Consider the following 25,254-nt stretch of genomic DNA (forward strand, 5'->3'; position numbering starts at 1 on the left):
GATTTTTCCGCCATGACCGAAAACGCTGTTCGCACCGCCATCGTCGCCGCCTGTCGGCAGATGAACGCGCTCGGCATCAACCAGGGCACGTCCGGCAATATCAGTGTCCGCCACGGCGAGACCATGCTGATTTCGCCCTCCGCCGTGCCGTATGAAACGATGCGCCCCGAAGACATCGCGGTCATGCCGCTCGGCGGCGAGTATGGCGCCTGGTCGGGGCCGCTTGCGCCCTCCAGCGAATGGCGCTTTCATCTCGATATCCTGCGCGCGCGGCCGGAGATCGGCGCGGTGGTGCACAGCCATCCAACCTTTTGCACGACGCTCGCCATCACCCGGCGGGAAATCCCCGCCTGCCATTACATGATCGCGGCGTTCGGCGGCACCAATGTGCGTTGCGCCCCCTATGCCACGTTCGGCACCAAGGCGCTTTCCGAACATGCCATGATAGCGCTCGAAGGCCGGCTCGCCTGTCTGCTCGCCAATCACGGCATGATCGCACTCGGCGAGAGCTTGGCGAAGGCGATGTGGCGGGCGGTCGAACTCGAAACCATTGCAAGGCAATATTACCACAGCCTCCTGATCGGCGGGCCGGTGCTGCTTTCTGAGGCCGACATCGCCGAAACCGCAGCGAAATTCGAAACCTACGGCCTTCGCGAGCAGACGGAACCGGCATGACCGAACCCTTCGATCTCGCGGTGATCGGCGGCGGGATCAACGGCGCCGGCATCGCGCGCGATGCCGCCGGGCGCGGGCTGCGCGTTCTGCTGTGCGAAAAGGGCGATCTCGGCGAGGGGACGTCGTCGCGCTCGGGCAAGCTCATCCATGGCGGGCTGCGCTATCTCGAATATTACGAGTTTCGCCTGGTGCGCGAGGCGCTGATCGAACGCGAGACGCTGCTTGCGCTCGCGCCGCACATCGTCTGGCCGCTGCGTTTCGTGCTGCCGCACGGCGCCGGGCAACGGCCGGCCTGGATGATCCGGCTCGGCCTGTTCCTCTATGACCATCTCGGCGGCCGCAAGCGGCTGCCGGCGACGCGGCGGCTCGACCTTCGCCGGCAGCCGGAAGGCGAGGCGCTGCGGGAAGAGTATCGCCTCGCCTTCGAATATTCCGATTGCTGGGTTGATGATTCCCGCCTCGTGCTGCTCAACGCGCTCGATGCCGCGGCGCGTGGGGCGGAAATCCTGACCCGGTGGGAAGCGGTCACGGCGCGGCGGGAAGCGGGTCTGTGGCACCTTGCGCTCGGCGCCGCCGATGGCAGCCGGCGAGAGGTGCGGGCGCGCCTTCTGGTCAACGCCGCCGGCCCCTGGGTCGAACAGGTGCTGCGCGGCGTCGCTGGCGCGAACAGTGCCCGGCGGGTGCGTCTGGTCAAAGGCAGTCATATTGTCGTGCCGAAATTCTGGCGCGGCCCGCATGCCTATCTTCTGCAAAACGATGACAAGCGGGTGATCTTCGTCAACCCCTATGAACGCGATCTCTGCCTCATCGGCACCACCGATATTCCCTGCGAGGGTGCGCCAGAGACGGTCGCGATCGATGACGATGAACGCGCCTATTTGCTGCGCGTGGTCAACCGTTACATGCGCCGCCAACTCACGCCGGGCGACGTCCGCCATGCTTTTTCTGGCGTCCGCCCGCTCTATGACGACAACGCCGCCAACCCCTCGGCGGTGACCCGCGATTATGTTTTCGATATCGACCGGACCGGCGATGCGGCGCCGCTGCTTTCCGTATTTGGCGGCAAGATCACCACCTATCGCAAACTCGCCGAACATGCGTTGGATCGCCTCGCGCCGTTTGCGCCGAAGATGGGCCCGGCCTGGACGGGGCGCGCGCCCCTGCCCGGCGGCGATATGCCGGGCGCCGATTTTGCCGCCTATCTCGCGACCTTGCGGGCTCGGTTTCCGTTCCTGCCGGAGGGGCTTTCCCATCACTACGCGCGCCTCTACGGTACCCGCGCCGAGACCCTGCTCGCCGGCGCGCGGCGTCTCGACGATCTCGGGCGCCCGTTTGCCGCCAATTTTTTCGAGCGTGAGGCGGAATTCCTGGTCGAGCATGAATGGGCGCGCACCGTGGAGGATGTGCTCGAGCGGCGCACCAAGCATCATTTGCACATGACCCCGGCGGACATCGATGCTTTCGCCGGCTGGATGGCGCAGGCGGCATGACGGCGATCACCGACGACCCGGAATTCCGCGCCCTGTGCGCCTATTCCGCGCGGATCGGCGGCGATCCCGCGCTGATCCAGGGCGCTGGCGGCAATACCTCGCTCAAACGCGATGGCACGCTGTGGGTGAAGGCGTCTGGCACCTGGCTCAGCGAGGCCGAGCGCCGCATGATCATGGTCCCGGTCCGTCTCGCGCCCCTCCGCGCCGCCCTCGCCGCCGGCGATCCGCGCGCCGAGACGGCGACGGATTTCGTCGTCGCCGAGGACAATCCTGCGGGTCTGCGCCCCTCGATCGAGGCGACATTGCACGCGGCGCTGCCGCATCGCGTCGTGGTGCATGTCCATTGTGTCGAGACCATCGCCTGGGCGGCGCGGGTGGATGCCGAGGCGGCGCTGGCGCCGCGGCTCGCCGGGCTGAACTGGGCCTTCATCCCCTATATCCGTCCCGGCCCGCCACTGACGCGCGCGATCGCGGCGCGGCTGGCACCGGACACCGATGTGCTGATCCTCGGCAATCATGGCCTCGTCGCTGGTGGCGCCGACACTGCGGCGGCGGGGGCCCGCATCGCCGAGGTCGCGAGCCGCCTACGCCGCGCGCAGCGCCCGGCGCCGCCCGCGGATCTCGATCGCCTCGCTGCCGCGGCCGCCGCCAGCGACTATGTCGCGGCGGCCGACCCGCTGACCCACGCGGTCGCGACCGACGCGCGCGCCCTCGCGGTCGCCCGCCGGGGCTCGCTTTATCCCGACCATGTGATTTTTCTTGGCCCCGGCATCGTCGAGATCCCGCCGGGCGGGCGCGCCGCCGAGGTTGCGGGCACGAGGTCGCCGCCGCCGGCGATGCTCGTCGTGCCCGGCGCCGGGGTGCTGCTGCGGCGAGACGCGAGCGCCGGCGCAATCGCGCTCGCCCGCTGCCTCGCCGATGTCACGACCCGGCTTGCTCCCGAGGAGCCGCTCGCGCCGCTCGGCGTCGCGGCGGAGCGTGAGCTGATGAATTGGGAGGCAGAACAATACCGCAAGGCGCAGCCGGCGCCGCGCGCATGACCGAAGCACTCGGCATCGATCTCGGAACCTCGGGCGTGCGGGCGGCGCTCGTCGATGGGGATGGCGAGCCGCAAGCGCTCGCGAGTGCCCGGATCGAGCCAGCGATGCGCCGCGACCCGCAGGCCCTGTTCCGGGCGGTGGGCGAAGCATTGTCGGGTCTTGGCGATCTCGGCGCGGTCGATGTCGTCGCGGTCGATGGCACGTCGGGCACGCTGCTTGCGATCGATGGCGCGGGTCGGCCCGTGACCCCGCTCAGCCTTTATAACGATCCCGGCGAGCCGGCGTTGGTGCAGCGCATCGCGGCCGCCGCCCCAGCCGAGAGCGCCGCCCGTGGCGCGACATCGCCGCTCGCGCGGCTGCTCGCCCTGCAAGCGGCGCCGGGCGCGGCCCGGGTGGTGCACGAAGCGGATTGGATCGCCGGCCGTCTCTGGGGCGAGTTCACGACGAGCGACGAAAACAACGCCCTCAAAACCGGCTATGACGTTCTGGCGCGGGCCTGGCCGGGCTGGATCGAGAGGCTCGGCGTTCGCCCCGACCTGCTGCCGGCGGTCGTGGCGCCGGGGGTTCGGCTCGGCGAAGTTGGGCGCGAGGGGCTGGCGCTCGGTCTGCCGCGTCACGCCATCGTTGCCGCTGGCACCACCGATGGCTGCGCCGCCTTTCTCGCGACCGGCGCCAACGCGCCCGGCGACGCGGTGACCTCACTCGGTTCGACCCTCACCCTCAAGCTGCTGTCGCACCAGCCGGTCTTTGCGCCGGACTATGGGATTTATAGCCATCGCCTCGGCGAGACCTGGCTCGCCGGTGGCGCCTCCAATAGCGGCGGCGCAGTGCTCGCGCGGTTTTTCGACGGCGACCGGATCGCGGCGCTGTCGGCGACGATCGACCCGGCCGAGGCTAGCGGCCTTGACTATTACCCGCTGCTTTCGCCCGGCGAACGATTCCCGATCAACGACCCCGCGCTCGCGCCCCGGCTTACGCCCCGCCCTGCCGAGGACGCGCGATTTCTCCATGGTCTTCTCGAAGGAATCGCGCGGATCGAGGCTTTGGGCTATCGGCGCCTCGCCGCCCTCGGCGCGCCGGCGCCGATCCGCCTTCGCACCGTCGGCGGTGGTGCCAGTAACGCCACTTGGACCGCCATGCGCGCGCGATCGCTCGGCGTGCCCCTGATGGTGGCGCGCGCGACCGAAGCGGCGGTCGGTACGGCGCTGCTCGCCTTGCGTGGAACATCGTCGCGTTCAGACCATCATCAGGAGAAAAGTTCAGATTAACCTCGGATTAGACTTTGCCCGATATTGTATCGTGATTCCACGAAACACGTTGCAACAGAGGGGTTGGTTGAAGATGGGGGGGGTGACCTGGTGGCCCTATGTTCGGCGTGACGCGATGCAAAAACAGCAGGCCAAGGCGGCACGCTTCAAGGAATGGTTCGAATCCGCCATGGTCATGGTGGATAATGTCCCGGATGGCGTGATCTGGAGCGACCCGACGCAGGATTTCGCTATCACGTACGCCAATGCCGCCGCCAAGACCTTGCTCGCCGAGGTCGCCGGCGGGGCGCCGCTCCTCACCGCGCAGCGCCTGCCGATGCTGTTCCCGGCCCTCGCTGACCGGCTCGCTGGCGGCGGCTCGGCGGATCTCTCCCTCACCTTCGGCGCGCGCGAGCTGGATTTGCGGGCGATCGCGATCCGCAACGAAGCTGGCGCCCATATCGGCACCATGGCGGTGTTCAACGACATCACCCATAAAAGCGCCCTCGTTCGCGATTTCGAGGAGAAAGTCGCCTCTCTGGTTTCGCGTGTCGCGACCCTTTCCGACTCCCTCAAGGAAATCGCGGCGCGCATGAGCGAGTCCGCCGGCCGGACGCAGCGCCAGGCGGTGGAAGCCTCGCTCGCCGCCGGCGAAGCCAATAGCGGGATCAGCACCGTCAGCGCCGCGGCCGAACAACTTTCCGCCTCCGTCGCCGAAATCAGCGGCCGCATGGCGCGCTCGCTCACCATCAACCGCGCCGCCACCACAACCGCGCAACAAACCGACGGCATCGTCGCCCGCCTCGCCGAAGACGCGCGGCGCATCGGCGATGTCGTCAGCATGATCACTGGCATCGCCGGGCAAACCAATCTGCTCGCGCTCAACGCGACGATCGAGGCGGCGCGCGCCGGTGAGGCGGGCAAGGGCTTCGCCGTCGTCGCCGGCGAGGTGAAATCACTCGCGGTGCAGACGACACGGGCGACTGGCGATATCGCCGCCCAGATCGAGCGGGTTCAATCCGCGACCGGCGAAGCGGTTGGCGCGATCGGCGGCATCACCAAGGCGATCGAGGAGGTGAGCGAGATCGCGACAGGCATCGCCGCTGCGGTCGAGCAGCAGGGTGCCGCCGCCAGCGAAATCGCCCGCGCCGCGAACCAGGTCATGACCAGCGCGACGCACATGGCGCAAAACGTCACCGATGTCACCGAAAATACGCAAAACGTCGCGGCCGCCGCGTCCGAACTGCTCGCCGTGGCGACCGAACTGAGCCAGGCCTCGGGCCGCCTGCATGACGATTCGGGGCGGTTCCTCGAAACCATGCGCGCGGCATGACACGCCGCCGGCTCACGCCCGCAAGGATTGGTGCGCGGTTTCGGGGGCGAGAGCGATGAAGGGAAGGCCAGCGAGGTAGATCAGCGACAGCCCCGCGATGGTGATCGGATAGCTGCCGATCAGCACGGTGAGAAAGCCGATCAAGGTCGGCCCGGCGGCGCCGAGCAGACGGCCGAAACTGAACGCAAAGCCAGCACCGGCGCCGCGCAAAGCGCCGGGAAACATCTCCGGCAGCCAAATCGTATAGAGCGCGAAAATGCCATTGGTGAAAAACCCGAGCACCGGGAGCAACAGCATGAATAGGCGGAGATCGTCGAGCCGCGCGATCGCGCCGTAATAGGACACGATCACGCTCGCCATCGCGCCGAGGAAGAACACCACTGCCGTTCGCCGCCGCCCGCCAAGGAAAGCGGTGATCCAGGGCATGAAAAAACAGCCGGCGAGCGTGCCGAGATTGGTCACCAAGCCACAAATCGCGCCCATGGTCTGGGCATGGGCGTGGCTCGCGCCGCTTGCGACGAGGCGGGTGATCACCACCGTCGGCGCCCAGAAATTCGAAGACCAGAGGCCGAAGATGATGCACGCCATCATCAGCGCCGCGGCCCAGGTGGTGCGCGCCTGCCCGGGCGCGAACAGAGCGCCGAATTTCGCCGCCGCCGCCGCTTTGCGCCGCGGCTCAGGAATATTGCGGCGGAGATAGAGCGTGAGCAGCGCCGGCAGGATGCCAAGCATGAACATCCCGCGCCAGCCAAGCTTGTTGCCCGCGATGAGGACGACGAAGGCGGCGAGGAAAAGCCCGGTCGGCGTCGCGGTGTGCAGCCAGCCGGCAAGCCGCACGCGCATGGTCTCGGGCACCGATTCATGCAGAAGCGGTGTGCCCGCCGCCCATTCGCCGCCGATCCCGAACCCGGCGAGGAAACGGAAAACCGCAAACATCACGATCCCATCGGCAAGCCCGCAAAGCGCCGTGAACAACGAATAGATCAACACCGTCCAGCACATCACGCGCACCCGCCCGACGCGATCCGCCGCCCACCCCCAAACCATCGAGCACGCCCAGCCGAGCATGAAGAGCGAGAACAAAATCCCGCCATAGACGCCGATATTGGCGCGGCTCGCGGCCAGGCCGCTCCGTGGCAGGAGATCGGTCAGGGCGGCGACCAAAAGATAGCCGTAGATTGAGGAATCGAAACCATCGAGCATCCAGCCAAACCACGTCGCCCAGAACACCCGGCTTGGCGAAACGGCGGCGGCACGGGTGGAACCGAGAACGTTCGACATGCAATGTCCTGCAGGCGCAAGAGGAAAAAAACATGACAAAAACTTCTTTTTCTGAAGAAAAAGAAGCAAAAAGACTTTCTTCCCGTCGGGTGGGTGATACGCTGGCTCGGATTAGGATTGCCAGCGCCGCACGGTGCCGGCGGTGATGCCGCCATCGATCACCAATTCCGCGCCGGTCATGTAGCGCGAGGCATCGGAGGCGAGGAACAGGACACCGGCCGCGACCTCCGCCGCCGTTCCGGCAATGCCGAGCGGCACTTCGCGGGCGAGCACGTGCGGGTCGATCGGCGCATTGCGTGCCGCCCCCTCGGCGCCGGTCGGGATTTTTTGCCAGATCGGCGTCGCGATGATGCCAGGATGGACGGTATTGACCCGAATGCCGTCTCCCGCGGCCGCGCACTCCAGCGCAACCGCCTTGGCAAACAGCCTGACGCCGCCTTTGCTCGCGCAATAGCCAGCAAGCCCCGCCGAGCCGCGAATGCCGGCGACCGAGGACATGATGACGATCGAGCCGCCACCGGCGCGGCGCATCGCCGGCACGGCATGCTTGACGGCGAGAAAGACGCCGTCGAGGTTGACCGCGTTCTGCCGCCGCCAATCCGCGAGCGTCATCTCGATCGCGGGAACGAGCAGCCCGATCCCGGCATTGGCGACCAAAATATCGAGCCGGCCATACGCGCGTTCGGTGCTTGCGATGACGTCTGGCCAGCGCGCCTCGTCGGTCACGTCCTGCGCGAGGAAGAGCGCGGTGCCGCCAGCCTCGGTGATCTCGCGCGCGAGCGCCGCGCCCCCCGCGGCGTCGATATCGGTGATCACTAGCTTGGCGCCTTCGCGGGCCAGAAGCCGCGCGCAGGCGGCCCCGATCCCCGAGGCGCCGCCGGTGACGATCGCAACCTTGCCCTCCACCTGCGCCATGTCCGTTTCCTCGCGGTTTTCTATGGCGACAGCATCGAAGATATCGCCGGCCGGCGCAAGCGCGCCCGCCGTCGTCGCCGGGCGATGATCAGAGCCCGAGATCGTCGAGGCCGGGGTGATCGGCCGGGCGTGGGCCGGTGCGCGGCCAGAAAAACAGCCGCTCGCTCTCCTTGATCGGCACATCGTTGATCGAGGCGTGGCGTTGGGCCATGCGGCCGGCCGCGTCAAACAGCCAGTTTTCGTTGCCGTAGGAGCGAAACCACTGGCCGCTATCGTCATGCCACTCATAGGCGAAGCGGACGGCGATGCGGTTTTCGGTGAAGGCCCAGAGCCCCTTGATCAGGCGATAATCGAGCTCGCGCGCCCATTTCCGCGTGAGAAATGCGACGATGGCGGCGCGGCCGACGAGGAATTCAGAGCGATTGCGCCAGCGGCTATCCGCCGTGTAGGCGAGCGCGACGCGCGCCGGATCGCAGCCGTTCCAGGCGTCTTCGGCGGCGCGCACCTTCTGGATCGCGGTCTCTTCGGTAAATGGCGGCAGCGGTGGGCGTGTCTCGGACATGGGTTCCCTCGATTGCTGAGCTGGTCACGGACAAAGGGATCTGGAGCATAGAGCGAAAAGTGCCGTTCTGTCGTGATCGACGGCGCGGATGATGACGGGGAGACGAGATCGAAGGCCGATGCGGCGCGGCGGGAGACCGAGAAGCTGCCTGCAAAGGGCGGGTAGCTGACGATCGAGGCTGGATTTTTGCCGCGCGGCTCGGCCAGTGCGCGCCCCAGGCCGCCGCGTGACGCGCGACCGCGATCATCAGCGTGTCGGGGGCAGAAGGCTAGCCGCCGCTGTTTGTGTGGTCTAAACCTGACGGGGTGGATCGAACGGCGCGATCTTCGCCCGATACGGCGGCGAGGGCGTCAGAAACGGGAGGATGGCATGTCGGGAAAGCCTATGCTGGAAGGAAAAGTCGCGGTGGTGAGCGGCGCGGGGGGGGGTATCGGGCGCGAGATCGCGCTGGCGATGGCGCTCGCGGGGGCCAAGGTGGTGATCAATGACATCGGCGCTTCGCTCACCGGCGAGGGGCAATCGGGCACGCCGGCCGAGCAGACCCGCCAGATCATCGTCCAGCGCGGTGGCGAGGCGGCAATCAGTACCGAGAGCGTCGCCGAATGGGCCTCGGCCAAGCGGATCGTCGCTGCCGCACTCGATCATTTCGGCCGCATCGACATCGTCGTCAACAATGCCGGCATTCTGCGCGACGTCATCTTTCACAAAATGTCGCCCGAGGATTGGCTCGCGGTGATCAATGTCCATCTCAACGGCAGCTTCTTCCTCTCGCGCGCCGCGGCCGAGCCCTTCCGCGCCCAGGAAAGCGGCGCTTATGTTCATATGACCAGCACCTCCGGCCTGATCGGCAATTTCGGCCAGGCCAATTACGCCGCCGCCAAGCTCGGCATCACCGCGCTTTCGAAATCGATCGCGCTCGACATGAAGCGCTACAATGTGCGCTCGAACTGCATCGCGCCGTTTGCCTGGAGCCGGATGACGAGTTCGATCCCGGCCGAGACGCCTGAGCAAAAGGCTCGAGTCGAGAAAATCAAGCAAATGACGCCGGACAAGAACGCGCCGATGGCGGTGTTTCTCGCTTCCGACGCCGCGCGCGAGGTCACCGGCCAGGTTTTCGCCACGCGCCATAACGAAATCTTCCTGATGAGTTCGCCCCGGCCGCTCCGTGGCATTCATCGTGGCGAGGGCTGGACACCGGAACTGATCGCCGAACACGCGCTGCCGGCGCTCAAGGAGGCCTTCATGCCGCTCGACCGTAGCGGCGAAGTGTTTTCCTGGGACCCGGTTTAACGGACGAGAGACCTCCTTCCCGGTTCCTCGAAGCGGGCAGTGCCGCAGGCACTGCCCAACGGGACAAAAAGTTTTTTGGTTCTTTTTTTCAAAAAAAGAACCGCTTTTCTTGCCCTCGGCGGCCGACTTGACAAACCGCCTGCCCCGGGCGCAGAACCGCGCGCCCCGGCATGGGGCATCGCCGCTCCGCGAGGGTTCGCGCAGCGGCGCGTTTTGCGTTGAGGATTGGTGATGTTCGACACGCTTTCCGGCAAGCTGACCGCGGTTTTCGACCGGCTACGCCAGCGTGGCACGCTGAACGAGGTTGATGTCGGCGAGGCGCTCCGCGAGGTGCGGCTCGCGCTGCTCGAGGCGGACGTCGCGCTGCCGGTGGTCAAGACCTTTATCGCCGGGGTGCGCGATCGCGCCATCGGCGCCGAGGTCATTCGCGCCGTCGCCCCAGGCCAGCAGGTCATCAAAATCGTCAATGACGTCCTCGTCGAGCATCTCGGCGGCGAGGGATCGAGCGCGCTCGATCTCAACCACCCGGCGCCGGTGCCGATTTTGATGGTCGGGCTGCAGGGGTCGGGCAAGACGACCACGTCGGGCAAGCTTGCGCTTCGTCTTGCCAAGCGCGAGCGCAAGCGGGTGCTGCTCGCGAGCCTCGACACCCAGCGCCCGGCGGCGCAGTTGCAGTTGGCCCAGCTCGCCGAGGCCGCCAACGTTCCCTCGCTCCCCATCGTTGCCGGCGAGACCCCGCTCGCGATCGCCGAGCGGGCGCTCGCGGCCGGGCGGCGGGAGGGGTTTGACATCGTCATCCTCGATACCGCCGGGCGGCTCTCGATCGATGCCGAGCTGATGGCAGAGGTGCAAGCGATCCGCGCCGCGACCAGCCCAGCCGAGACCCTCCTCGTCGTCGATGCCATGACCGGGCAGGACGCGGTCAATACCGCGCGCGCCTTCAACGAGGCGCTCGGCGTCACCGGCATCGTGCTCACCCGCATGGATGGCGATGCCCGCGGCGGTGCGGCACTTTCCATGCGCGCCGTCACCGGGGCGCCGATCAAGCTCATCGGCGTCGGCGAAAAGCTCGACGCGCTGGAAGAATTCCATCCCGAACGTGTCGCCTCGCGCATTCTCGGCATGGGTGATGTGGTCGGCCTCGTCGAGCGGGCGTCCGAGACCATCGAGCAGGAAGAGGCGGAAAAACTCGCCGCCAAAATCGCCAAGGGCCGCTTCGATCTCGAGGATTATGCCGCCCAGCTCCGCCAGATCGGGCGCATGGGCTCGCTTTCGGGCATTCTCGGGATGCTGCCGGGGGCGGGGAAACTTCTCGCCCAGGTCGATGAGTCGAAGCTCGACAAATCTGTCTTCAAGCGGCAAGCGGCGATCATCTCCTCGATGACCCGCGCCGAGCGGCGCAACCCGGATATCCTCAAAGCGAGCCGCAAGAAGCGGGTTGCCGCCGGCTCCGGCACCTCGGTGCAGGAGGTCAACCGACTGCTCAAGCAGTATGACGATATGGCCGGCATGATCAAACGCATGAACAAGCTCGGCCAGAAGGGGCTGATGCGGCATGGCCTGAGCGCGTTGCTGCCCGGCCGCCGCGGCCCATTCTGAGTTATCCTAAATTTTCCCGAAAAGGAGCAATCCCGCACATGAGCCTCAAAATCCGCCTCGCCCGCGCCGGCGCGAAAAAGCGTCCTTATTACCACATCGTGCTCGCCGACAGCCGCAGCCCGCGCGACGGCCGGTTTCTGGAAAAGCTTGGGAGCTACAACCCGATGCTGCCGGCCGACCACGAGGACCGGGTACGCCTCGTCTCCGACCGCATCCAGCATTGGCTGAGCCAGGGTGCGGTCGCGACCGATCGCGTCGCGCGGTTTCTCGGCCACGCCGGGATCGCGCCGATGCCGGCCTGGCGTGAGCAGCCGGTGAAGTCGGCGCCGAAGAAGAAGGCGCAGGAACGCGCCAAGGCCGAAGCCGCGGCGTAATCGCGATCGCGGCTTCGTGACGAAAGGGCGCATCCTCATGGGAATGATCGGGAGGCCGCACGGCGTGCGCGGCTTGGTGCGGGTTGCGAGCTACACCGCCGATCCGGCCGCGCTCGCCGAGTACGGCCCGCTGGACGACGAAGCCGGGGGCCGCTATCGGCTCGCCTGGCGCGGGCCGGGGATCGCTGCGGTTGCGCTCTGGCAAGATGGCGCCTGGGTTGAGATCCGCGATCGCGACCACGCCGCCCGCCTGACCCATCGCCGCCTCTATCTCGATCGCGCCGCCTTGCCGCCGCCGGGTGCGGATGAGTTCTATCTCGCCGATCTCATCGGGTTGGAAGCGATCTTGCCGGAAGGGGTGCGCGGGCGGGTGCGCGCGGTGCATGATTACGGCGCCGGCGCCAGCCTCGAAATCGAGCGCCCCGAGGGGGCGGCGCTCCTCGTCCCCTTCACCCGCGCCGCCGTGCCTGAGATTGACATCGAGGCCGGGCGCGTCGTCGTCATTCCGCCGCTCGAGCAGGAAGCGCCGCCACAGGAGGCCAGGGCATGACCTGGCGCGCCGATATCCTCACCCTGTTCCCGGAGATGTTTCCCGGGCCGCTCGCGTTTTCGCTCGCCGGGCGGGCCGAGACGCGCGGGCTCTGGCGGCTTGCCGCGCATGATATCCGCGCCTTTGCCGAAGACCGCCATCGCAGCGTCGATGACACGCCGTTTGGCGGCGGCGCCGGCATGGTGTTGCGCGCCGATGTCGTCGATCGCGCGCTTGGCGCTGTCGCCGATGGCCGGCCGATGATCTGCCTCTCGCCGCGCGGCGAGCGGTTTTCGCAAGCGATGGCGCGCGATTTCGCCGCCGGCGACGGGCTGATCCTGCTCGCCGGTCGCTATGAGGGGATCGATCAGCGGGTGATCGAGGCGCGCGACCTGCGCGAGGTCAGCATCGGCGATTACGTGCTCGCCGGCGGCGAGATCGCGGCGCTGGTGGTCCTCGATGCGGTGGTGCGGCTGCTCCCTGGCGTCATGGGGGCGGCGGAAAGCGCTGTGGAGGAGAGTTTCTCCGGCCTGCTGCTCGAATATCCCCATTACACTCGACCCGCCGAATGGCAGGGAAGAGCGGTGCCGGCGACGCTGCTGTCCGGCGATCACGCGGCGATCAACGCCTGGCGCCGCGCCGAGGCCGAGCGGCTGACACGGACCCGCCGCCCCGATCTATGGTCTTTATATCAGCGCCAAGTCGCCGCCGCCGCGCCCGCGGACCCCGTTGCCAGCGCGGATAACGCGCCGTAAGAAACCCGTATCGAGAAGGATTTTTCCATGAACCTCATCCAAAAATTCGAGGCCGAGCAGATCGCCCGCCTCACCGCCGCCCGATCGGTGCCGGAATTCGCCCCGGGCGATACGCTTCGCGTTTCCGTCAAGGTGGTGGAGGGGGAGCGTTCGCGCACCCAGGCGTTCGAGGGGGTGTGCATCGCCCGCTCGAACAAGGGCCTCAACAGCAATTTCACCGTGCGCAAGATCAGCTATGGCGAGGGGGTGGAGCGCGTGTTCCCGCTCTATGCGCCGAGCATCGCTGAGATCCATGTCGTGCGGCGCGGCGATGTGCGGCGGGCGAAGCTCTATTATCTCCGCGGCCGCTCGGGCAAGTCGGCGCGCATCGCAGAAAAAGCCCGCGCCGTCACCATCGAGAGCGCCGAGGCGGCGCCAACCCAGCGGGACGCCGCCGAATAATCCGGCAAGTCAAGGAGCCATCGCATGTCCGGGCCTCGCACCCTGTTCGACAAAATCTGGGACGCGCATGTGGTCGAGCAGCTTCCCGATGGCACCTGCCTTCTTTATATCGACCGCCATCTCGTCCACGAGGTGACCAGCCCGCAGGCCTTCGAAGGTTTGCGCGCCGCCGGCCGCCCCGTGCGCCGGCCGGAGGCGACGATCGCGGTCGCGGACCATAATATCCCGACCTCCGATCGCCGCCGCGGCATCGCCGAACCCGAAAGCCGCCTCCAGGTCGAGACGCTGGAGCGCAACGTCGCCGCCTTCGGCGTGCCCTATTTCCCGGTGCTCGACGAGCGCCAGGGGATCGTCCACATCATCGGGCCCGAGCAGGGGATCAGCCTCCCCGGGATGACCATCGTCTGCGGCGACAGCCACACCTCAACGCATGGCGCTTTGGGGGCGCTCGCTTTCGGGATTGGCACCTCCGAGGTCGAACACGTGCTCGCGACCCAGACCCTGCTGCAAAAGCGGGCGAAGAACATGCGGATCGAGGTCACGGGGCGGACGCCCGCAGGCGTCACGGCGAAAGACATCATCCTCGCGATCATCGGCGAGATCGGCACCGCTGGCGGCACCGGCCACGTCATCGAATTCACTGGGGACGCCATCCGTGCCCTCGATATGGCGGGCCGCATGACGGTTTGCAACATGGCGATCGAGGCCGGTGCGCGCGCTGGCCTGGTCGCCTCGGACGAGACCACTTTCGATTGGATCAAGGGCCGCCCCTACGCTCCTGCCGGCGCCGATTTCGAAGCCGCGGTGCGGTATTGGCGGAACCTCGCCTCGGATCCCGGCGCGGTTTATGACAAAGAGGTGCGGCTCGACGCCGCCGCTATCGCGCCGATGGTCACCTGGGGCACCAGCCCCGAGCGTGTCGCACCGATCACCGGCGCCGTCCCCGACCCCGCCGCCGAGCCCGATCCCGCCAAGCGCGCTGAGATCACCCGCATGCTCACTTACATGGGCCTGCAGCCGGGGCAGAAACTCGCGGACATCCCGATCGATGTCGTGTTCATCGGGAGCTGCACCAATGGCCGCATCGAAGATATCCGCGCCGCCGCCGCCATCGCCCGCGGCCGCCGCGTGGCTCAAGGTGTGCGGGCGCTGGTCGTGCCCGGCTCGGGACTCGTCAAGAAACAAGCCGAGGCCGAGGGGCTTGATCGTATCCTGCTCGAGGCCGGGTTCGAATGGCGCGAGCCGGGCTGCTCGATGTGTCTCGGGATGAACGAAGACAAGCTCACGCCCGGCCAACGCGCCGCGAGCACATCGAACCGCAATTTCGAGGGCCGCCAGGGCCCCGGCGGGCGCACCCATCTGATGTCCCCGGCGATGGCGGCGGCAGCGGCGATCGCCGGACGCCTCGCCGATGCGCGGGAGTTTCTGTGATGGAAAAATTCACGACGCTGACGGCGATCGCCGCTCCCTTGCCGCTCGCCAATGTCGATACCGACAAGATCATCCCGGCGCGATTTTTGAAAACCATCCGTCGCAGCGGCCTTGGTGTGCATCTTTTCGATACACTGCGCTATGACGAGCACGGCGCCGAGCGGCCCGATTTCGTGCTCAATCGCGAACCCTACCGGCGCGCGCAAATCCTCATCGCGCATGAGAATTTCGGCTGCGGCTCGTCGCGCGAGCACGCGCCGTGGGCGTTGCTCGATTTCGGCATCCGCGCCGTGATCGCGCCCGATTTCGCCGATATTTTCTACAATAATTGCTTCAAGAACGGCATCCTGCCGATCCGGCTGCCGCGCGAGGTGTGCGACCGGTTGATGGAGGACGTGCGTCAAGGCGACAATGCTCGCCTCACTATCGATCTCGAGCGGCAAGTGGTGCTGCGCCCGAACGGCGAGGCGATCGCTTTCGAGATTGACCCGTTCCGCAAACATCTGCTCATCAACGGCCTCGACGATATCGATCAAACCATGGCCCATGTCGGCGCGATCGACCGGTTCGAGCGCGATCGCGCCGCATCGCAACCCTGGCTGCCCAAGATTCCGCCCGTGCCCGCAGGGGTTCCCGAGGGACAAATCCGCGGCTAGGCTGGGGGGAATAGGAAAAGAGGGTTCTTTTTTGCAAAAAAGAACCAAAAAACTTTTTGTCCTTTAAAGGAAACGTTCGATGGCCGCCAATAAAACCCTGCTGATCCTACCCGGTGACGGCATCGGCCCTGAGGTGATGCATGAGGTTCGGCGGGTCATTGATTGGCTTCGGCGCAAGCGCGCGGTGACGTTCGAAATCCACGAGGATCTCGTCGGTGGCGCCGCGATCGACGCCCGCGGAACGCCGATCGCGCCGGAAACCGTCGCGCGGGCCAAGGAAGTGGACGCGGTGTTGTTCGGCTCGGTCGGCGGGCCGAAATGGGACAAGCTCGGCTTCGACATGCGGCCGGAAATCGCCATCCTCACGCTGCGGCGCGAACTCGGCCTATTCGCCAATTTGCGCCCGGCAGTGGTGTTCGACCCGCTGGTCGAGGCCAGCACCTTGAAGGCGGAGGTGGTGCGCGGGCTCGACCTGATGATCGTGCGCGAGAGCACCGGCGGCATCTATTTCGGCGAGCCGCGCGGCGTCGAGACCCTTCCCAACGGCGAAAAACGCGGTTTCAACACCGAAACCTACGCGACGCACGAGATCGAGCGGGTGGCTCGCGTCGCGTTCGAGCTGGCGCGCACCCGCCAGAGGCGCGTCTGCAGCGTCGAAAAAGCCAATGTCATGGAAAGCGGGCTGCTCTGGCGCGAAACCGTGAGCGCCTTGCAGGAACGCGAATTCGCCGATGTCGAGCTTTCCCATATGTATGCCGATAATTGCGCGATGCAGCTCGTGCGCAACCCGCGCCAGTTCGATGTCATCGTCACCACCAATCTGTTCGGCGATCTGCTCTCCGATCTCGCCTCGATGCTGACGGGAAGCCTCGGCATGCTGCCGTCCGCGACGCTCGGCGGGCTCGATGCGAAGGGCCGCCGCCATGCGCTCTATGAGCCGATCCATGGCAGCGCCCCCGACATCGCTGGCAAGGGCATCGCTAACCCGCTCGCACAGGTGCTGAGCTTCGCGATGATGCTTCGCTATTCCTTCGCGATGGAGGAGGAAGCAAAACTGATCGAGAGTGCTTGCACCCACGTGCTCGCGAGCGGTCTCCGCACCGCCGACATCATGGCCCGCAACTGCGCCAAGGTGAGCACGCAGGTGATGGGTGAGGCGGTGGTGCGCGAATTGGACAAACTCGGGGGGTAATCGCGAGACACGCTGGATTGTCTTACTGGCCCGGGCCGCGGCGGCTCAGCGCGCGGGCTTGATCTTCTTGCCCTCGTCGGCGGCGCGCCAGAGATACCAGGAGGCGGTGCTGCGATAGGGAGCGAAGGCGGCGCCGCGTGCTGCGAGAATTTTCGGCTTTGGCCGCTCATCGAGGCCGAGCAGCAGGCGCCAGCCTTCGCGGATGCCGAAATCATCGACCGGCAGGACATCGGGCCGGCCGAGCGTGAAAATCAGCAGCATTTCGACTGTCCAGCGCCCGATGCCGCGGATTGAAACCAGCCGCTCGATCAGTGCCGCGTCCGAAAGCCGCGCCGCCGCCCGCCGGCTCGGCACCGTGCCATCGAGCGTGCGCGCGCAGAGATCGCGGATTGCGGCGATTTTGCTGGCGGAAAGGCCGCAGGCGCGGAGCGGCGCCTCTGGCGTCGCGATCACGTCTGCGGGGGCGGGGAAAGGAGCGCGATAGAGCGCGCAAAAACGCGCGAGAATGGCCTCGGCGGCGCGGGCATGGAGCTGTTGATGGGTGATCGCGCGGAGCAGGGCCTCATAGGGGCTGCGGCCGCGCTCGGGGCGGAGGGTCGGGCGGCCGATGCGCGAGATCAGCGGCGCAAAAGCCGGCTCAGCGGCGATCAGATGCGACAGAGCTGGTGTCATGTCTTCTCCTTGATCGTATCGCGATAAGTTGTTCGCAAGCTCCGCGAAAGCCGCTATCCTATTGTAGTCGGACGCTGATCGGCGGGAAAGGGCGGGGTGGCTCGCATGTTCCGGGTTTATCGGCTGGAGGTTACAGCGGACGAGGATGCGGCGCGCCAGACCGCGAGCCTGGCCGGCCTTGCGGTGGTGCTGTTCTTGCTGGTGGTCGGGGTGTTTCTCGTCCAGCGGCTGAGCCATGCGGCGGCGCGCGAGGATTGCCTGCTCGCCGGCGGCTGCCGGACACTGCTAGTCGTCTCCGGCGGGCAGTCCTTCCCGGTCGAGTAGGCGCTGGGCGCGCCGGGCGGCGACCTCAAACCCCGAGATAGATCTGGCGCACGTGATCGTCACGCGCGAGTTCGGCGCTCTGCCCCTCACGCACGATCCGGCCATGTTCGAGGAGATAGACCCGGCTCGCGACCCGGAACGCGACGCGGGCATCCTGTTCAACCAGCAAAATCGCCGTGCCGGCCGCCTTGATCTCGCGAATGGCGCCAAACAGCGTCTCCTTGAGGCGCGGCGCGATGCCAACCGAAGGCTCGTCGAGCAGCAAAAGAGCAGGGCGGCCCATCAGGGCACGGCCGATTGCGACCATTTGCTGCTCGCCGCCGGAGAGCGTCGCCGCCTGCTGGCGCTGGCGTTCGCGGAGCACCGGGAACAGCGTGAAGACGCGCGCGAGATCGGCCGCGATCGCCGCCCGGTCGCGGCGCAGATAAGCGCCGAGGAGGAGATTTTTCTGCACCGTGAGATCCGGGAAAAGATGCCGCCCCTCTGGACAATGGCCAACACCGGCGGCGACCACCTCATGCGCGGCAAGCGTGTCGAGCGGCCGCCCCTCGAGGGCAAGGCGCCCGGCGGTGGCCGCAACGGCGCGCGAGATCGCCTTCAAGAGCGTCGATTTACCGGCGCCGTTGGGGCCGAGCACGGCGACCAGCTCGCCGCTCTCGACATGGAGATCGATCCCGTCGAGCGCCAGCGCCTTGCCGTAATGCACGACGAGGCCGGTGACCTCAAGCAGCGCCATGCGGTGCCTCATCGGGCTCGGCGGCAGGGTCGGCCGCCTCGTCGCGCCCGAGATAGGCTTCGATGACGCGGGGATGGCGGACGATCTCGGCCGGAGTGCCGCTGGCGATGACGCGGCCGAAATCCATCGCGATGACCCGGCTCACCAACTGCATGAATTCGCGCAGACGATGTTCGATCAGCAGGATGGTCAACCCTTCGGCGGCGTGCAGCCGGCGGATGAGCGCAGAAATCGGCTCGATTTCGCTCGTCCCGAGGCCGGCGAAAGGCTCATCGAGGAGCAGGAGGCGCGGTTTGGTGGCCAACGCGCGGGCGATCTCTAAGCGGCGGAGATCGCCATAAGGCAGCACCTCGACCGGCGCCGGAGCGCGATGGGCGAGCCCGACCGCCTCCAAAATGGCGCGGGCCCGAGCGAGCGGCGCCTCATGGCGGCGCGCGCGGGGGGCGAGGCAGCCGACCATGACGTTTTCGAGAACGCTCATCCCGGCGAAGGGGCGGCAGAGCTGAAACGTGCGCGCGAGGCCACGATTGACGATCTGGTGCGGCGAATGCCCGGCGAGATCCTCGCCCGCGAAACGGACGCGGCCGGAATCACGCGGCAAGAACCCGGTGAGCAGATTGAACAGCGTCGTCTTGCCGGCGCCGTTCGGGCCGAGGATACCGGCGATTTCGCCGCTGGCGAGGGTGAAGGAAACATCATTGACGGCAACGAGCCCGGCAAAGCGCTTGTTGAGCCCATCGATTTCGAGCAGGGCGTTCATGAGGCGCCCGTAACACGGCGCCAGAGCGGCGCGATAACCCCGCCGGGGGCGAAGAAGAGAATGAAAATCAACACCAGGCTGTAGACCCAAAGCCGGTATTGCCCGAGGCCGCGCAGCAACTCCGGCAAAAGCGCGAGCAAAACCGCGCCAGCGGCGGGGCCATAGAGGCTGCCGATCCCGCCGACATAGACCATAATGATGATGCTGATCGAAAGTGCCACCGAAAAGACATCCGGCGTCACCGCTTCCTGATAATGCGCGTACAGCACGCCGCCGATGCCAGCACAAAAGGCGCTGACCACGAGGGCGGCGATTTTGTGGAAGGTGACGTTGATCCCGGCGGCTTGCGCCGCCGCTTCGTCGCCGCGGATGCTGCGCAAAATCAGCCCCCAGTGTGAGCCCGCAAGCCAAAGCAGCAGGAACGTGATGGCAACGAAAACGCCCAGGCAAAGATAATAGACCGCGGCCTTGCTCTCCAACAACGGATCGAGGCCGGGGATCCCTTCTTCGCCGCCGCTATACTGCCAGAAAATCAGGGTCAGGCGCTGCATGATGGTCGCGGCGGCGAGCATGGCGAGGGCGAAATAGGGGCCGCGCAAGCGCAAGGTCGGGATGCCGATCACGAGGCTGAGGCCGCCGGCCATCGCCGCCCCCGCCGGCAGCCCCCACCAGGGCGCGAACCCCAGCTTGCCGTTGAGGAACGCCGCGGTGTAGGCGCCGGCGCCGATGAAAAGGGCGTGGCCGAAATTTTCCCGCCCGGTGAGGCCGGACATGAAATCCCAGCTCGTTGCCCAGATGCCATAGATGAAACAGACGCTGAGGATACCGAGCAGATAGTCCGAGCGAATGAAGAGCGGCAGCACCGCCAGCGCCGCGAGAACGACGATCCCCCCGCTTGCTTGCCGCGCGTTCAAAACGCCGCTCTCTTACCCAAAAGCCCGGCGGGGCGAAGGATCAGGGTCAGGAGCACCGCGACCAGCGAGACGATTTCGGTCCAAGCCGGCGAAAAAGCATAAGCGACGATGGTCTCGCTGTAGCCGAGCAGAAGGGCGGCGAGGATGCTACCCGGGATCGAGCCGAGGCCGCCGACGATGACGATCGAAAACGCCTTGATCATCGGCAGCAAATCCATCGTCGGCTGCACGGTCAGAAACGGCGCGGTGAGCACGCCGGCGGCAGCCGCGATCGCCGCCGAAATCGCCATCACCACGGCATAGATGCGATCGGCGGGAATGCCGACGTAAAGCGCCCCCTCGCGATCCTGCGAGAGGGCGAGAATGGCGGCGCCGAGCCGCGTTCCGTTGATGAATAGCCAGAGCAACGCGATGATCGCGGCGCCCGCCCCGAGGGTGAGCAGGCGCTGGCCGCTGACATCGAGCCCGGCATAACTCCAGGTCGCGTTGCTGAAGGCCGGGACATTGCGCGCCTCTGAGCCGAACAGGAGATACATCGCCTGCTCGAACAACAAGCCGACGGCGATGGTGATCATCAAGACCGCCAGCGCCGAGCCGCGCAGCGGGCGGATCAGCACCCGCTCGACGGCGACGCCGAACGCGGCGACGAACAGAACCGCGACGAGGGCGGCAGGCAGCAGCGGCCAGCCAAGGCGCGCGGTGAGCACGTAGGCGGCATAGGCGCCGAGGCCGTAAAACGCGCCATGGGCGAGATTGAGCACCCGCGCGACCCCGAAAATCAGCGTGAAGCCGACCGCGAGCATGGCATAGACGGCGGAGGTCACGGCGCCGTAGACGAGGATGTTAAGCAAGGATGAGCGCCGTCTTCAAAACGAACGCTCTCACGGCTTGCCGGCAAGCCAGGGCGGCGGATTCATCGCGCCCTTGGCGATCTCCTTCGGCCAGACGATGACCCGCGAGCCATCCGGATACCATTGCGCGAAGGCGAGGCTGATGAAGCCGGGGCCGTATTTGATGTCGTGCTGGGCATCGAATTCGCAAAGTCCCTCGGTGCCGACGTAATGCGTCTTCTCGAGTGCTGGGATGACCTTGTCCGGCGCCGTTGTCCCCGCGCGCGCCACCGCCTCGGCATAGATATAGACGGCGTCATAGGAGCCGGCGCCGGTATAGACCGGCGGGCGCTTGAAGCGGGCGACGAAATTGTTCCAAAACGGCATCGTCAACGGCGTCATCGGCACCGGGATGATGTTGTTGGCGACGGTCTCGCTCACCGCTTTGCCGCCGATGCGGGTGAAGAAATCCGAATCCTGCGATTTGACGTCGATGCCGCCGATCGGGATCGGCAGTTTCGCGTCATACCATTGCTTGACGAAAACATCGGAATTGGCATGCGAGAGCACGACCATGATGTATTGCGCGCCGCCCGCCTTGATCTTGGTGAAAAGCGGCGAAAAATCCGAAGTGTCGGCATCGAAGAGATCGACCGAGGTCACGGTCATGCCGCCTTTCTCGAGCCCCGCTTTGAGGATCGGCGCGAGATCTTGCACCCATTTCGCATTCTCGCCGGCGATCGCGATTTTCTCCACCCCAGCCTCGCCCTTGAGCTTGCCGAGGCCGAAATCGATCAGCGCTTCCGCCTGATGGGCGGCGTTGATCGGGCTCACGCGAAAGATATATTGGTAACGCTTGTAGTTGCGGCGCACGAAATCGGTGATCGAGGGGGAGGCGGCGCCGACTTCAAGATAGATGGTTTTCGAATCGGCGATATGCGTTTCCTGCGCCAGTGTCACGCCGCTGGTATAGCCGCCGATCAGGACATCGACATGCTCATCGGCGGTGAGCTTGTTGATGGCGGCGACACCTTCTTGCGGATTTTCGGTCTCGTCGGCGACGATCATGCGGAGCTTTCGCCCCAAAACTCCGCCCTTGGCGTTGATTTCGTCGATCGCAAGCTGGGTCGCGTCGATCGAATCGCGCCCGACCTCGAGCTGGACGCTGGTCGGCACACCGATGGTGATCGGCGGCCCATCGGCGCGTGCGGCGGTGATGAAGCCCGGCGCAAGCATGGCACAGGCAAAGGCCGCCCATCCGTATTGGCGCATCGTGATCCTCCCTGACGCGTTGACGGCGCCGTTGCTTCGGCTTTGCATCCGTCTTGCCGAGCAGCATGGCCCGCGGCGGCGGGCTTGACAAGGCCCGAGACGAGCGCGGCGACACACGCCGCGTGACTTTCGCTGGCAAGCCTTGTATCAGCGGGTCGAGACGGAGGCATGGGCATTGGACGAGGCCGAGGGCAAGCGCGGGCTGCCGCTTTATCTCCGCTGGCGTTATGGCCTGATGGCCGTCGCGCTGACGCTGATCGTGGTCACGGTCTTTGGCGGCGCTTTTGGCATTCCGCGCCTGGTTCTGGCGTTTCTCTGGACCCCGCTGCCGTTTTGCCTGACCGGGCTCGCGATCACGTTTCTCTAATCACGCGGCATTCCGCCCAGAGGCCCAGACTTCGCGATAGAGTGTCACGATCTCGCCCGCCTCCGGCACGCGCGGATTATTGCCCGGGCTGCCTGAGGCCAGCGCTTGCGCGGCCATCAGATCGAGCTTGGCGTTCCAGGTTGCTTCGTCGATGCCGTATTGCCGCGGGCCGGGGACGTCGAGATCGGCGTTCAGCGTGACCAGGCCGGCGGCGAGCTTCTCGGCCGCTACCTCATCGCTATCGCCGGCGGCGGCGAAGCCCGCGACCCGTGCCGCCTCGGCATAGCGCGGCTGGGCGTGCGAGAGCCCATAGCGGGTGACGGCGGGCAGCAGCATGGCGTTCGACAGCCCGTGCGGGACGTGGAAATGCGCCCCGATCGGGCGCGACATGCCATGCACGAGCGCGACTGAGCTGTTCGAGAAGGCGAGCCCGGCGAGTGTTGCGCCCAGCATCATCGCCTCGCGCGCGGCGGCGTTCTTCGGCTCGCGATAGACGCGGCGGAGATGGGCGCCGATGAGGCGCATCGCCGCCAGCGCTTGGGCATCCGAGTAGGGATTGGCGCGGCGCGAGACGAACGCCTCGAGCGCGTGGGTGAAGCTGTCAACGCCGGTATCGGCGGTGGTCCGTGGCGGCACGCTGAAGGTTAATTCGTAATCGACGAGGGCAGCGAGCGGCAGCGCCGCAAGGCCCGCGATCAGCATTTTCTCATCGCGCGCGGTATCGGTGATAACGGTGAAGCGCGTCACCTCCGTCCCGGTCCCGGCCGTGGTTGGGATTGCAATCACCGGCAGCGCCGCGAGATCGGCCTGATGCGGCACCTTGTAATCGGCCATCGTGCCGCCGCCGGCCGCCAAGATCGCCATCGCTTTCGCGGTATCGATCGGCGAGCCGCCGCCAAACCCGATCAAACAATCGAAATCGCCACGCTGGATCACTTCGACCCCAGCGGCGATGACGGTATCGACCGGCTCGGGCACGGTGTCGCTGAACACGCTGTGGCGAACGCCGGCTTTTGCGAGCGGCTCAAGGCAGCGCTGGATCAAGCCGGAAGAGACCATGAACGGGTCACTCACCACCAGCGGGCGGGAGAGGCCAAACGTCGCCAGCGTCTCGGCGATCCGCGCGACCACGCCGCCGCCGACCAGGATCTGACGCGGGCTGGTGATGGTGAACGTCATCGCCGCTGCTCCCGGCTCAAGACCGGTAATCCGGCCGGTCGCCATCGATCAGGCGAAGGGCCGCCTCCCAGGCCATGGCGTAATGCTCGAGCGAGCCCTCGCGGCGGAATTGCTGCGCGGTATGGCGGCACACCTCTTCGGGCGGGAACACCAGTTCCGCCCCGCCGGCCAGGGCTTGCACCTGCGCCTGGCAGGCGCGTTCGAGGTAATAGATGATGTTGAACCCCTCAGCGATGGTCCGCCCGGCGGCGAGCAGGCCGTGATTGCGCAGAATCATCGCCTGATGCGGGCCGAGATCGGCGACGAGGCGCTCACGCTCATCGAGATCAAGGGCGATCCCCTCATAGCCGTGATAGGCGAGATGGCCATAGAACCGGAGCGCGTGCTGGCTGATCGGCAAGAGGCCGTGTTTTTGCGCCGAAACCGCGATGCCGGCGGCGGTATGGGTGTGGATCACGCACATCAGATCGGGGCGCGCCATGTGGATCGCGGAATGGATGGTGAAGCCGGCCGCGTTCACTCGCCGCGACTGCCCGTCTTCGGCGATGATGTTGCCCTCGAGATCGATCTTGACCAGATCAGAGGCGCGCATCTCATGAAACAAGACGCCGTATTGGTTGATGAGGAAATGGTGCTCGGGGCCAGGGAGACGGGCGCTGATGTGGGTGTAGATCAGGTCGGTCATCCGGAAATGCGCGACCAAGCGGTAGAGCGCTGCGAGGTCGCAGCGGATGTTCCACTCTTCCGCGCTGATGCCGGTCGGCGGGCGGGATGGCGAGACGATGTTCATGGACGCGCTCCTGAAACCGATGTTCTGCCCCCATTTCGGCCCGCCGCCGGGCCGCCGTCAAGGCGGCGCCGCGGCATCGCGCGATCTGGGTGACATCTCTCCCCACGCCTCCGAGGTTGAATCAGCTTTTTCGGTATGCGACCGCACGTCGTGCGTTTTCCGAGTGGCACCATCGCATGCCCGGCGGTGAAGTGATGGATGCCGACGATCGCGGCGAAGGCGAAGTGGCGGCGGGGTGCCGCGGCTTCGCCAAGCTATGGCATGGGCTGCGCGATCATGCCGCGATCAGCCGCCAGTCCCGGCTTGCGCGTTTTGTCGCGCAGCAGACCGTCCACGCCCGCTTCCGCGAAGCGTTGCCGCCAGCGCCATATCATAGGACGGCTGACGCCGAGCTGGGCCGCCACACGCTGCACCGGATCGCCCGTCATCGAGCCGAGCACGACGCGGGCGCGCGCGGCATGCTTCTGCGGCCGGTTGCGATCCGACGCGATCGCTTCCAAGCGCGCTTTGTCCGAGGGGCTTACGATCACGCAGACTGTCTGTGCCATGCGACAAGATTCGCACGCCACCGCGCCGTTGTGAATCCTATGAATGACTCAG

The 25,254-nt window shown here is 66.5% G+C and carries 27 protein-coding genes and 1 pseudogene; 16 read left to right on the top strand and 12 right to left on the bottom strand.

Features of this window, described 5'->3' with window-relative positions; all coding sequences use genetic code 11:
* Positions 1 to 12 precede the first annotated feature (12 nt).
* The 5 genes from ACP5M5_RS09075 to ACP5M5_RS09095 all read left to right on the top strand — a co-directional run bounded on the left by ACP5M5_RS09075 (position 13) and on the right by ACP5M5_RS09095 (position 5,785).
* On the top strand, positions 13 to 675 hold the full coding sequence (locus tag ACP5M5_RS09075) for a class II aldolase/adducin family protein (protein ID WP_427936804.1): 663 nt from the start codon (positions 13 to 15) through the stop codon (positions 673 to 675).
* On the top strand, positions 672 to 2,165 hold the full coding sequence (locus ACP5M5_RS09080; RefSeq protein ID WP_427936805.1) for a glycerol-3-phosphate dehydrogenase: 1,494 nt from the start codon (positions 672 to 674) through the stop codon (positions 2,163 to 2,165). Before ACP5M5_RS09075 ends, ACP5M5_RS09080 begins: the two co-directional genes overlap by 4 nt.
* Positions 2,162 to 3,205: a class II aldolase/adducin family protein gene (locus ACP5M5_RS09085; protein WP_427936806.1), complete on the top strand. Its 1,044-nt coding sequence runs from the start codon at positions 2,162 to 2,164 to the stop codon at positions 3,203 to 3,205. Before ACP5M5_RS09080 ends, ACP5M5_RS09085 begins: the two co-directional genes overlap by 4 nt.
* The gene (locus ACP5M5_RS09090) at positions 3,202 to 4,473 is read left to right on the top strand and encodes an FGGY-family carbohydrate kinase (protein WP_427936807.1); all 1,272 of its coding nucleotides are present in this window, start codon (positions 3,202 to 3,204) and stop codon (positions 4,471 to 4,473) included. The genes ACP5M5_RS09085 and ACP5M5_RS09090 overlap by 4 nt, the downstream gene beginning before the upstream one ends.
* Before the next feature lie 82 nt (positions 4,474 to 4,555).
* Positions 4,556 to 5,785, top strand: a complete 1,230-nt coding sequence (locus ACP5M5_RS09095; RefSeq protein ID WP_427936808.1) for a methyl-accepting chemotaxis protein — start codon at positions 4,556 to 4,558, stop codon at positions 5,783 to 5,785.
* Between the two features lie 12 nt (positions 5,786 to 5,797).
* On the opposite strand, the gene ACP5M5_RS09100 is transcribed toward ACP5M5_RS09095, so the two are convergent.
* The 3 genes from ACP5M5_RS09100 to ACP5M5_RS09110 all read right to left on the bottom strand — a co-directional run bounded on the left by ACP5M5_RS09100 (position 5,798) and on the right by ACP5M5_RS09110 (position 8,543).
* Entirely contained in the window at positions 5,798 to 7,066 is a 1,269-nt protein-coding gene (locus ACP5M5_RS09100) for an MFS transporter (RefSeq protein WP_427936809.1), read from the bottom strand.
* A gap of 111 nt (positions 7,067 to 7,177) precedes the next feature.
* The gene (locus tag ACP5M5_RS09105) at positions 7,178 to 7,981 is read right to left on the bottom strand and encodes an SDR family NAD(P)-dependent oxidoreductase (RefSeq protein WP_427936810.1); all 804 of its coding nucleotides are present in this window, start codon (positions 7,979 to 7,981) and stop codon (positions 7,178 to 7,180) included.
* Between the two features lie 88 nt (positions 7,982 to 8,069).
* Complete coding sequence (locus tag ACP5M5_RS09110; protein ID WP_427936811.1) at positions 8,070 to 8,543, bottom strand: DUF1348 family protein; 474 nt, start codon at positions 8,541 to 8,543, stop codon at positions 8,070 to 8,072.
* A 369-nt stretch (positions 8,544 to 8,912) separates the two neighbouring features.
* On the opposite strand from ACP5M5_RS09110, the gene ACP5M5_RS09115 reads away from it, so the two are divergent.
* From ACP5M5_RS09115 to leuB, 9 genes are all read left to right on the top strand, one after another.
* Positions 8,913 to 9,833, top strand: coding sequence for an SDR family oxidoreductase (locus ACP5M5_RS09115; RefSeq protein ID WP_427936812.1), 921 nt, complete (start codon positions 8,913 to 8,915; stop codon positions 9,831 to 9,833).
* Positions 9,834 to 10,064: 231 nt separating this feature from the next.
* A complete protein-coding gene (gene ffh / locus ACP5M5_RS09120) occupies positions 10,065 to 11,432 on the top strand; it encodes a signal recognition particle protein (RefSeq protein WP_427936814.1) in 1,368 nt (455 codons plus the stop codon).
* A 38-nt stretch (positions 11,433 to 11,470) separates the two neighbouring features.
* Positions 11,471 to 11,806 (top strand): 30S ribosomal protein S16, encoded by a 336-nt coding sequence (gene rpsP / locus ACP5M5_RS09125; RefSeq protein ID WP_427936816.1) that lies wholly within the window; start codon positions 11,471 to 11,473, stop codon positions 11,804 to 11,806.
* A 37-nt stretch (positions 11,807 to 11,843) separates the two neighbouring features.
* Complete coding sequence (gene rimM / locus ACP5M5_RS09130) at positions 11,844 to 12,356, top strand: ribosome maturation factor RimM (RefSeq protein WP_427936818.1); 513 nt, start codon at positions 11,844 to 11,846, stop codon at positions 12,354 to 12,356.
* Positions 12,353 to 13,090: a tRNA (guanosine(37)-N1)-methyltransferase TrmD gene (gene trmD, locus ACP5M5_RS09135; protein WP_427936819.1), complete on the top strand. Its 738-nt coding sequence runs from the start codon at positions 12,353 to 12,355 to the stop codon at positions 13,088 to 13,090. Before rimM ends, trmD begins: the two co-directional genes overlap by 4 nt.
* A 27-nt stretch (positions 13,091 to 13,117) precedes the next feature.
* On the top strand, positions 13,118 to 13,531 hold the full coding sequence (gene rplS, locus ACP5M5_RS09140; protein ID WP_427936820.1) for a 50S ribosomal protein L19: 414 nt from the start codon (positions 13,118 to 13,120) through the stop codon (positions 13,529 to 13,531).
* A gap of 24 nt (positions 13,532 to 13,555) precedes the next feature.
* Entirely contained in the window at positions 13,556 to 14,962 is a 1,407-nt protein-coding gene (gene leuC, locus ACP5M5_RS09145) for a 3-isopropylmalate dehydratase large subunit (RefSeq protein ID WP_427936821.1), read from the top strand.
* Positions 14,962 to 15,618, top strand: coding sequence for a 3-isopropylmalate dehydratase small subunit (gene leuD / locus ACP5M5_RS09150; RefSeq protein WP_427936822.1), 657 nt, complete (start codon positions 14,962 to 14,964; stop codon positions 15,616 to 15,618). The genes leuC and leuD overlap by 1 nt, the downstream gene beginning before the upstream one ends.
* Before the next feature lie 79 nt (positions 15,619 to 15,697).
* Positions 15,698 to 16,810: a 3-isopropylmalate dehydrogenase gene (gene leuB / locus ACP5M5_RS09155; protein WP_427936823.1), complete on the top strand. Its 1,113-nt coding sequence runs from the start codon at positions 15,698 to 15,700 to the stop codon at positions 16,808 to 16,810.
* 45 nt (positions 16,811 to 16,855) lie between these two features.
* Here the strand turns inward: leuB and ACP5M5_RS09160 are convergent, their stop codons facing one another.
* Entirely contained in the window at positions 16,856 to 17,482 is a 627-nt protein-coding gene (locus ACP5M5_RS09160; protein ID WP_427936824.1) for a DNA-3-methyladenine glycosylase family protein, read from the bottom strand.
* A 105-nt stretch (positions 17,483 to 17,587) separates the two neighbouring features.
* On the opposite strand from ACP5M5_RS09160, the gene ACP5M5_RS09165 reads away from it, so the two are divergent.
* On the top strand, positions 17,588 to 17,806 hold the full coding sequence (locus ACP5M5_RS09165; RefSeq protein WP_427936825.1) for a hypothetical protein: 219 nt from the start codon (positions 17,588 to 17,590) through the stop codon (positions 17,804 to 17,806).
* Positions 17,807 to 17,831: 25 nt separating this feature from the next.
* Here the strand turns inward: ACP5M5_RS09165 and ACP5M5_RS09170 are convergent, their stop codons facing one another.
* Genes ACP5M5_RS09170 through ACP5M5_RS09190 form a run of 5 tightly spaced genes read right to left on the bottom strand, consistent with a single transcriptional unit; the run spans position 17,832 to position 22,318 of the window.
* Complete coding sequence (locus tag ACP5M5_RS09170; protein ID WP_427936826.1) at positions 17,832 to 18,542, bottom strand: ABC transporter ATP-binding protein; 711 nt, start codon at positions 18,540 to 18,542, stop codon at positions 17,832 to 17,834.
* The gene (locus ACP5M5_RS09175; RefSeq protein WP_427936827.1) at positions 18,529 to 19,302 is read right to left on the bottom strand and encodes an ABC transporter ATP-binding protein; all 774 of its coding nucleotides are present in this window, start codon (positions 19,300 to 19,302) and stop codon (positions 18,529 to 18,531) included. Before ACP5M5_RS09175 ends, ACP5M5_RS09170 begins: the two co-directional genes overlap by 14 nt.
* Complete coding sequence (locus tag ACP5M5_RS09180) at positions 19,299 to 20,216, bottom strand: branched-chain amino acid ABC transporter permease (RefSeq protein WP_427936828.1); 918 nt, start codon at positions 20,214 to 20,216, stop codon at positions 19,299 to 19,301. The genes ACP5M5_RS09175 and ACP5M5_RS09180 overlap by 4 nt, the downstream gene beginning before the upstream one ends.
* Positions 20,213 to 21,067 carry a branched-chain amino acid ABC transporter permease gene (locus tag ACP5M5_RS09185; RefSeq protein WP_427936829.1) on the bottom strand — a complete coding sequence of 285 codons (855 nt, stop codon included), beginning with the start codon at positions 21,065 to 21,067 and terminating at the stop codon, positions 20,213 to 20,215. The genes ACP5M5_RS09180 and ACP5M5_RS09185 overlap by 4 nt, the downstream gene beginning before the upstream one ends.
* A 30-nt stretch (positions 21,068 to 21,097) precedes the next feature.
* A complete protein-coding gene (locus ACP5M5_RS09190) occupies positions 21,098 to 22,318 on the bottom strand; it encodes an ABC transporter substrate-binding protein (protein ID WP_427936830.1) in 1,221 nt (406 codons plus the stop codon).
* A 175-nt stretch (positions 22,319 to 22,493) separates the two neighbouring features.
* Between ACP5M5_RS09190 and ACP5M5_RS09195 the strand changes: the two genes are divergently transcribed.
* Entirely contained in the window at positions 22,494 to 22,685 is a 192-nt protein-coding gene (locus tag ACP5M5_RS09195) for a hypothetical protein (RefSeq protein ID WP_427936831.1), read from the top strand.
* Here the strand turns inward: ACP5M5_RS09195 and ACP5M5_RS09200 are convergent, their stop codons facing one another.
* From ACP5M5_RS09200 to ACP5M5_RS09210, 3 genes and pseudogenes are all read right to left on the bottom strand, one after another.
* Positions 22,686 to 23,864 carry an iron-containing alcohol dehydrogenase gene (locus ACP5M5_RS09200; protein WP_427936832.1) on the bottom strand — a complete coding sequence of 393 codons (1,179 nt, stop codon included), beginning with the start codon at positions 23,862 to 23,864 and terminating at the stop codon, positions 22,686 to 22,688.
* Positions 23,865 to 23,880: 16 nt separating this feature from the next.
* A complete protein-coding gene (locus ACP5M5_RS09205; RefSeq protein ID WP_427936833.1) occupies positions 23,881 to 24,654 on the bottom strand; it encodes a class II aldolase/adducin family protein in 774 nt (257 codons plus the stop codon).
* Between the two features lie 290 nt (positions 24,655 to 24,944).
* A pseudogene (locus ACP5M5_RS09210) lies at positions 24,945 to 25,202 on the bottom strand (helix-turn-helix domain-containing protein); the annotation flags it as partial.
* Between the last annotated feature and the right edge of the window lie 52 nt (positions 25,203 to 25,254).

Origin of the sequence: Acidibrevibacterium sp. (assembly GCF_049965395.1) — a bacterium.
Classification (GTDB): domain Bacteria; phylum Pseudomonadota; class Alphaproteobacteria; order Acetobacterales; family Acetobacteraceae; genus Acidibrevibacterium; species Acidibrevibacterium fodinaquatile.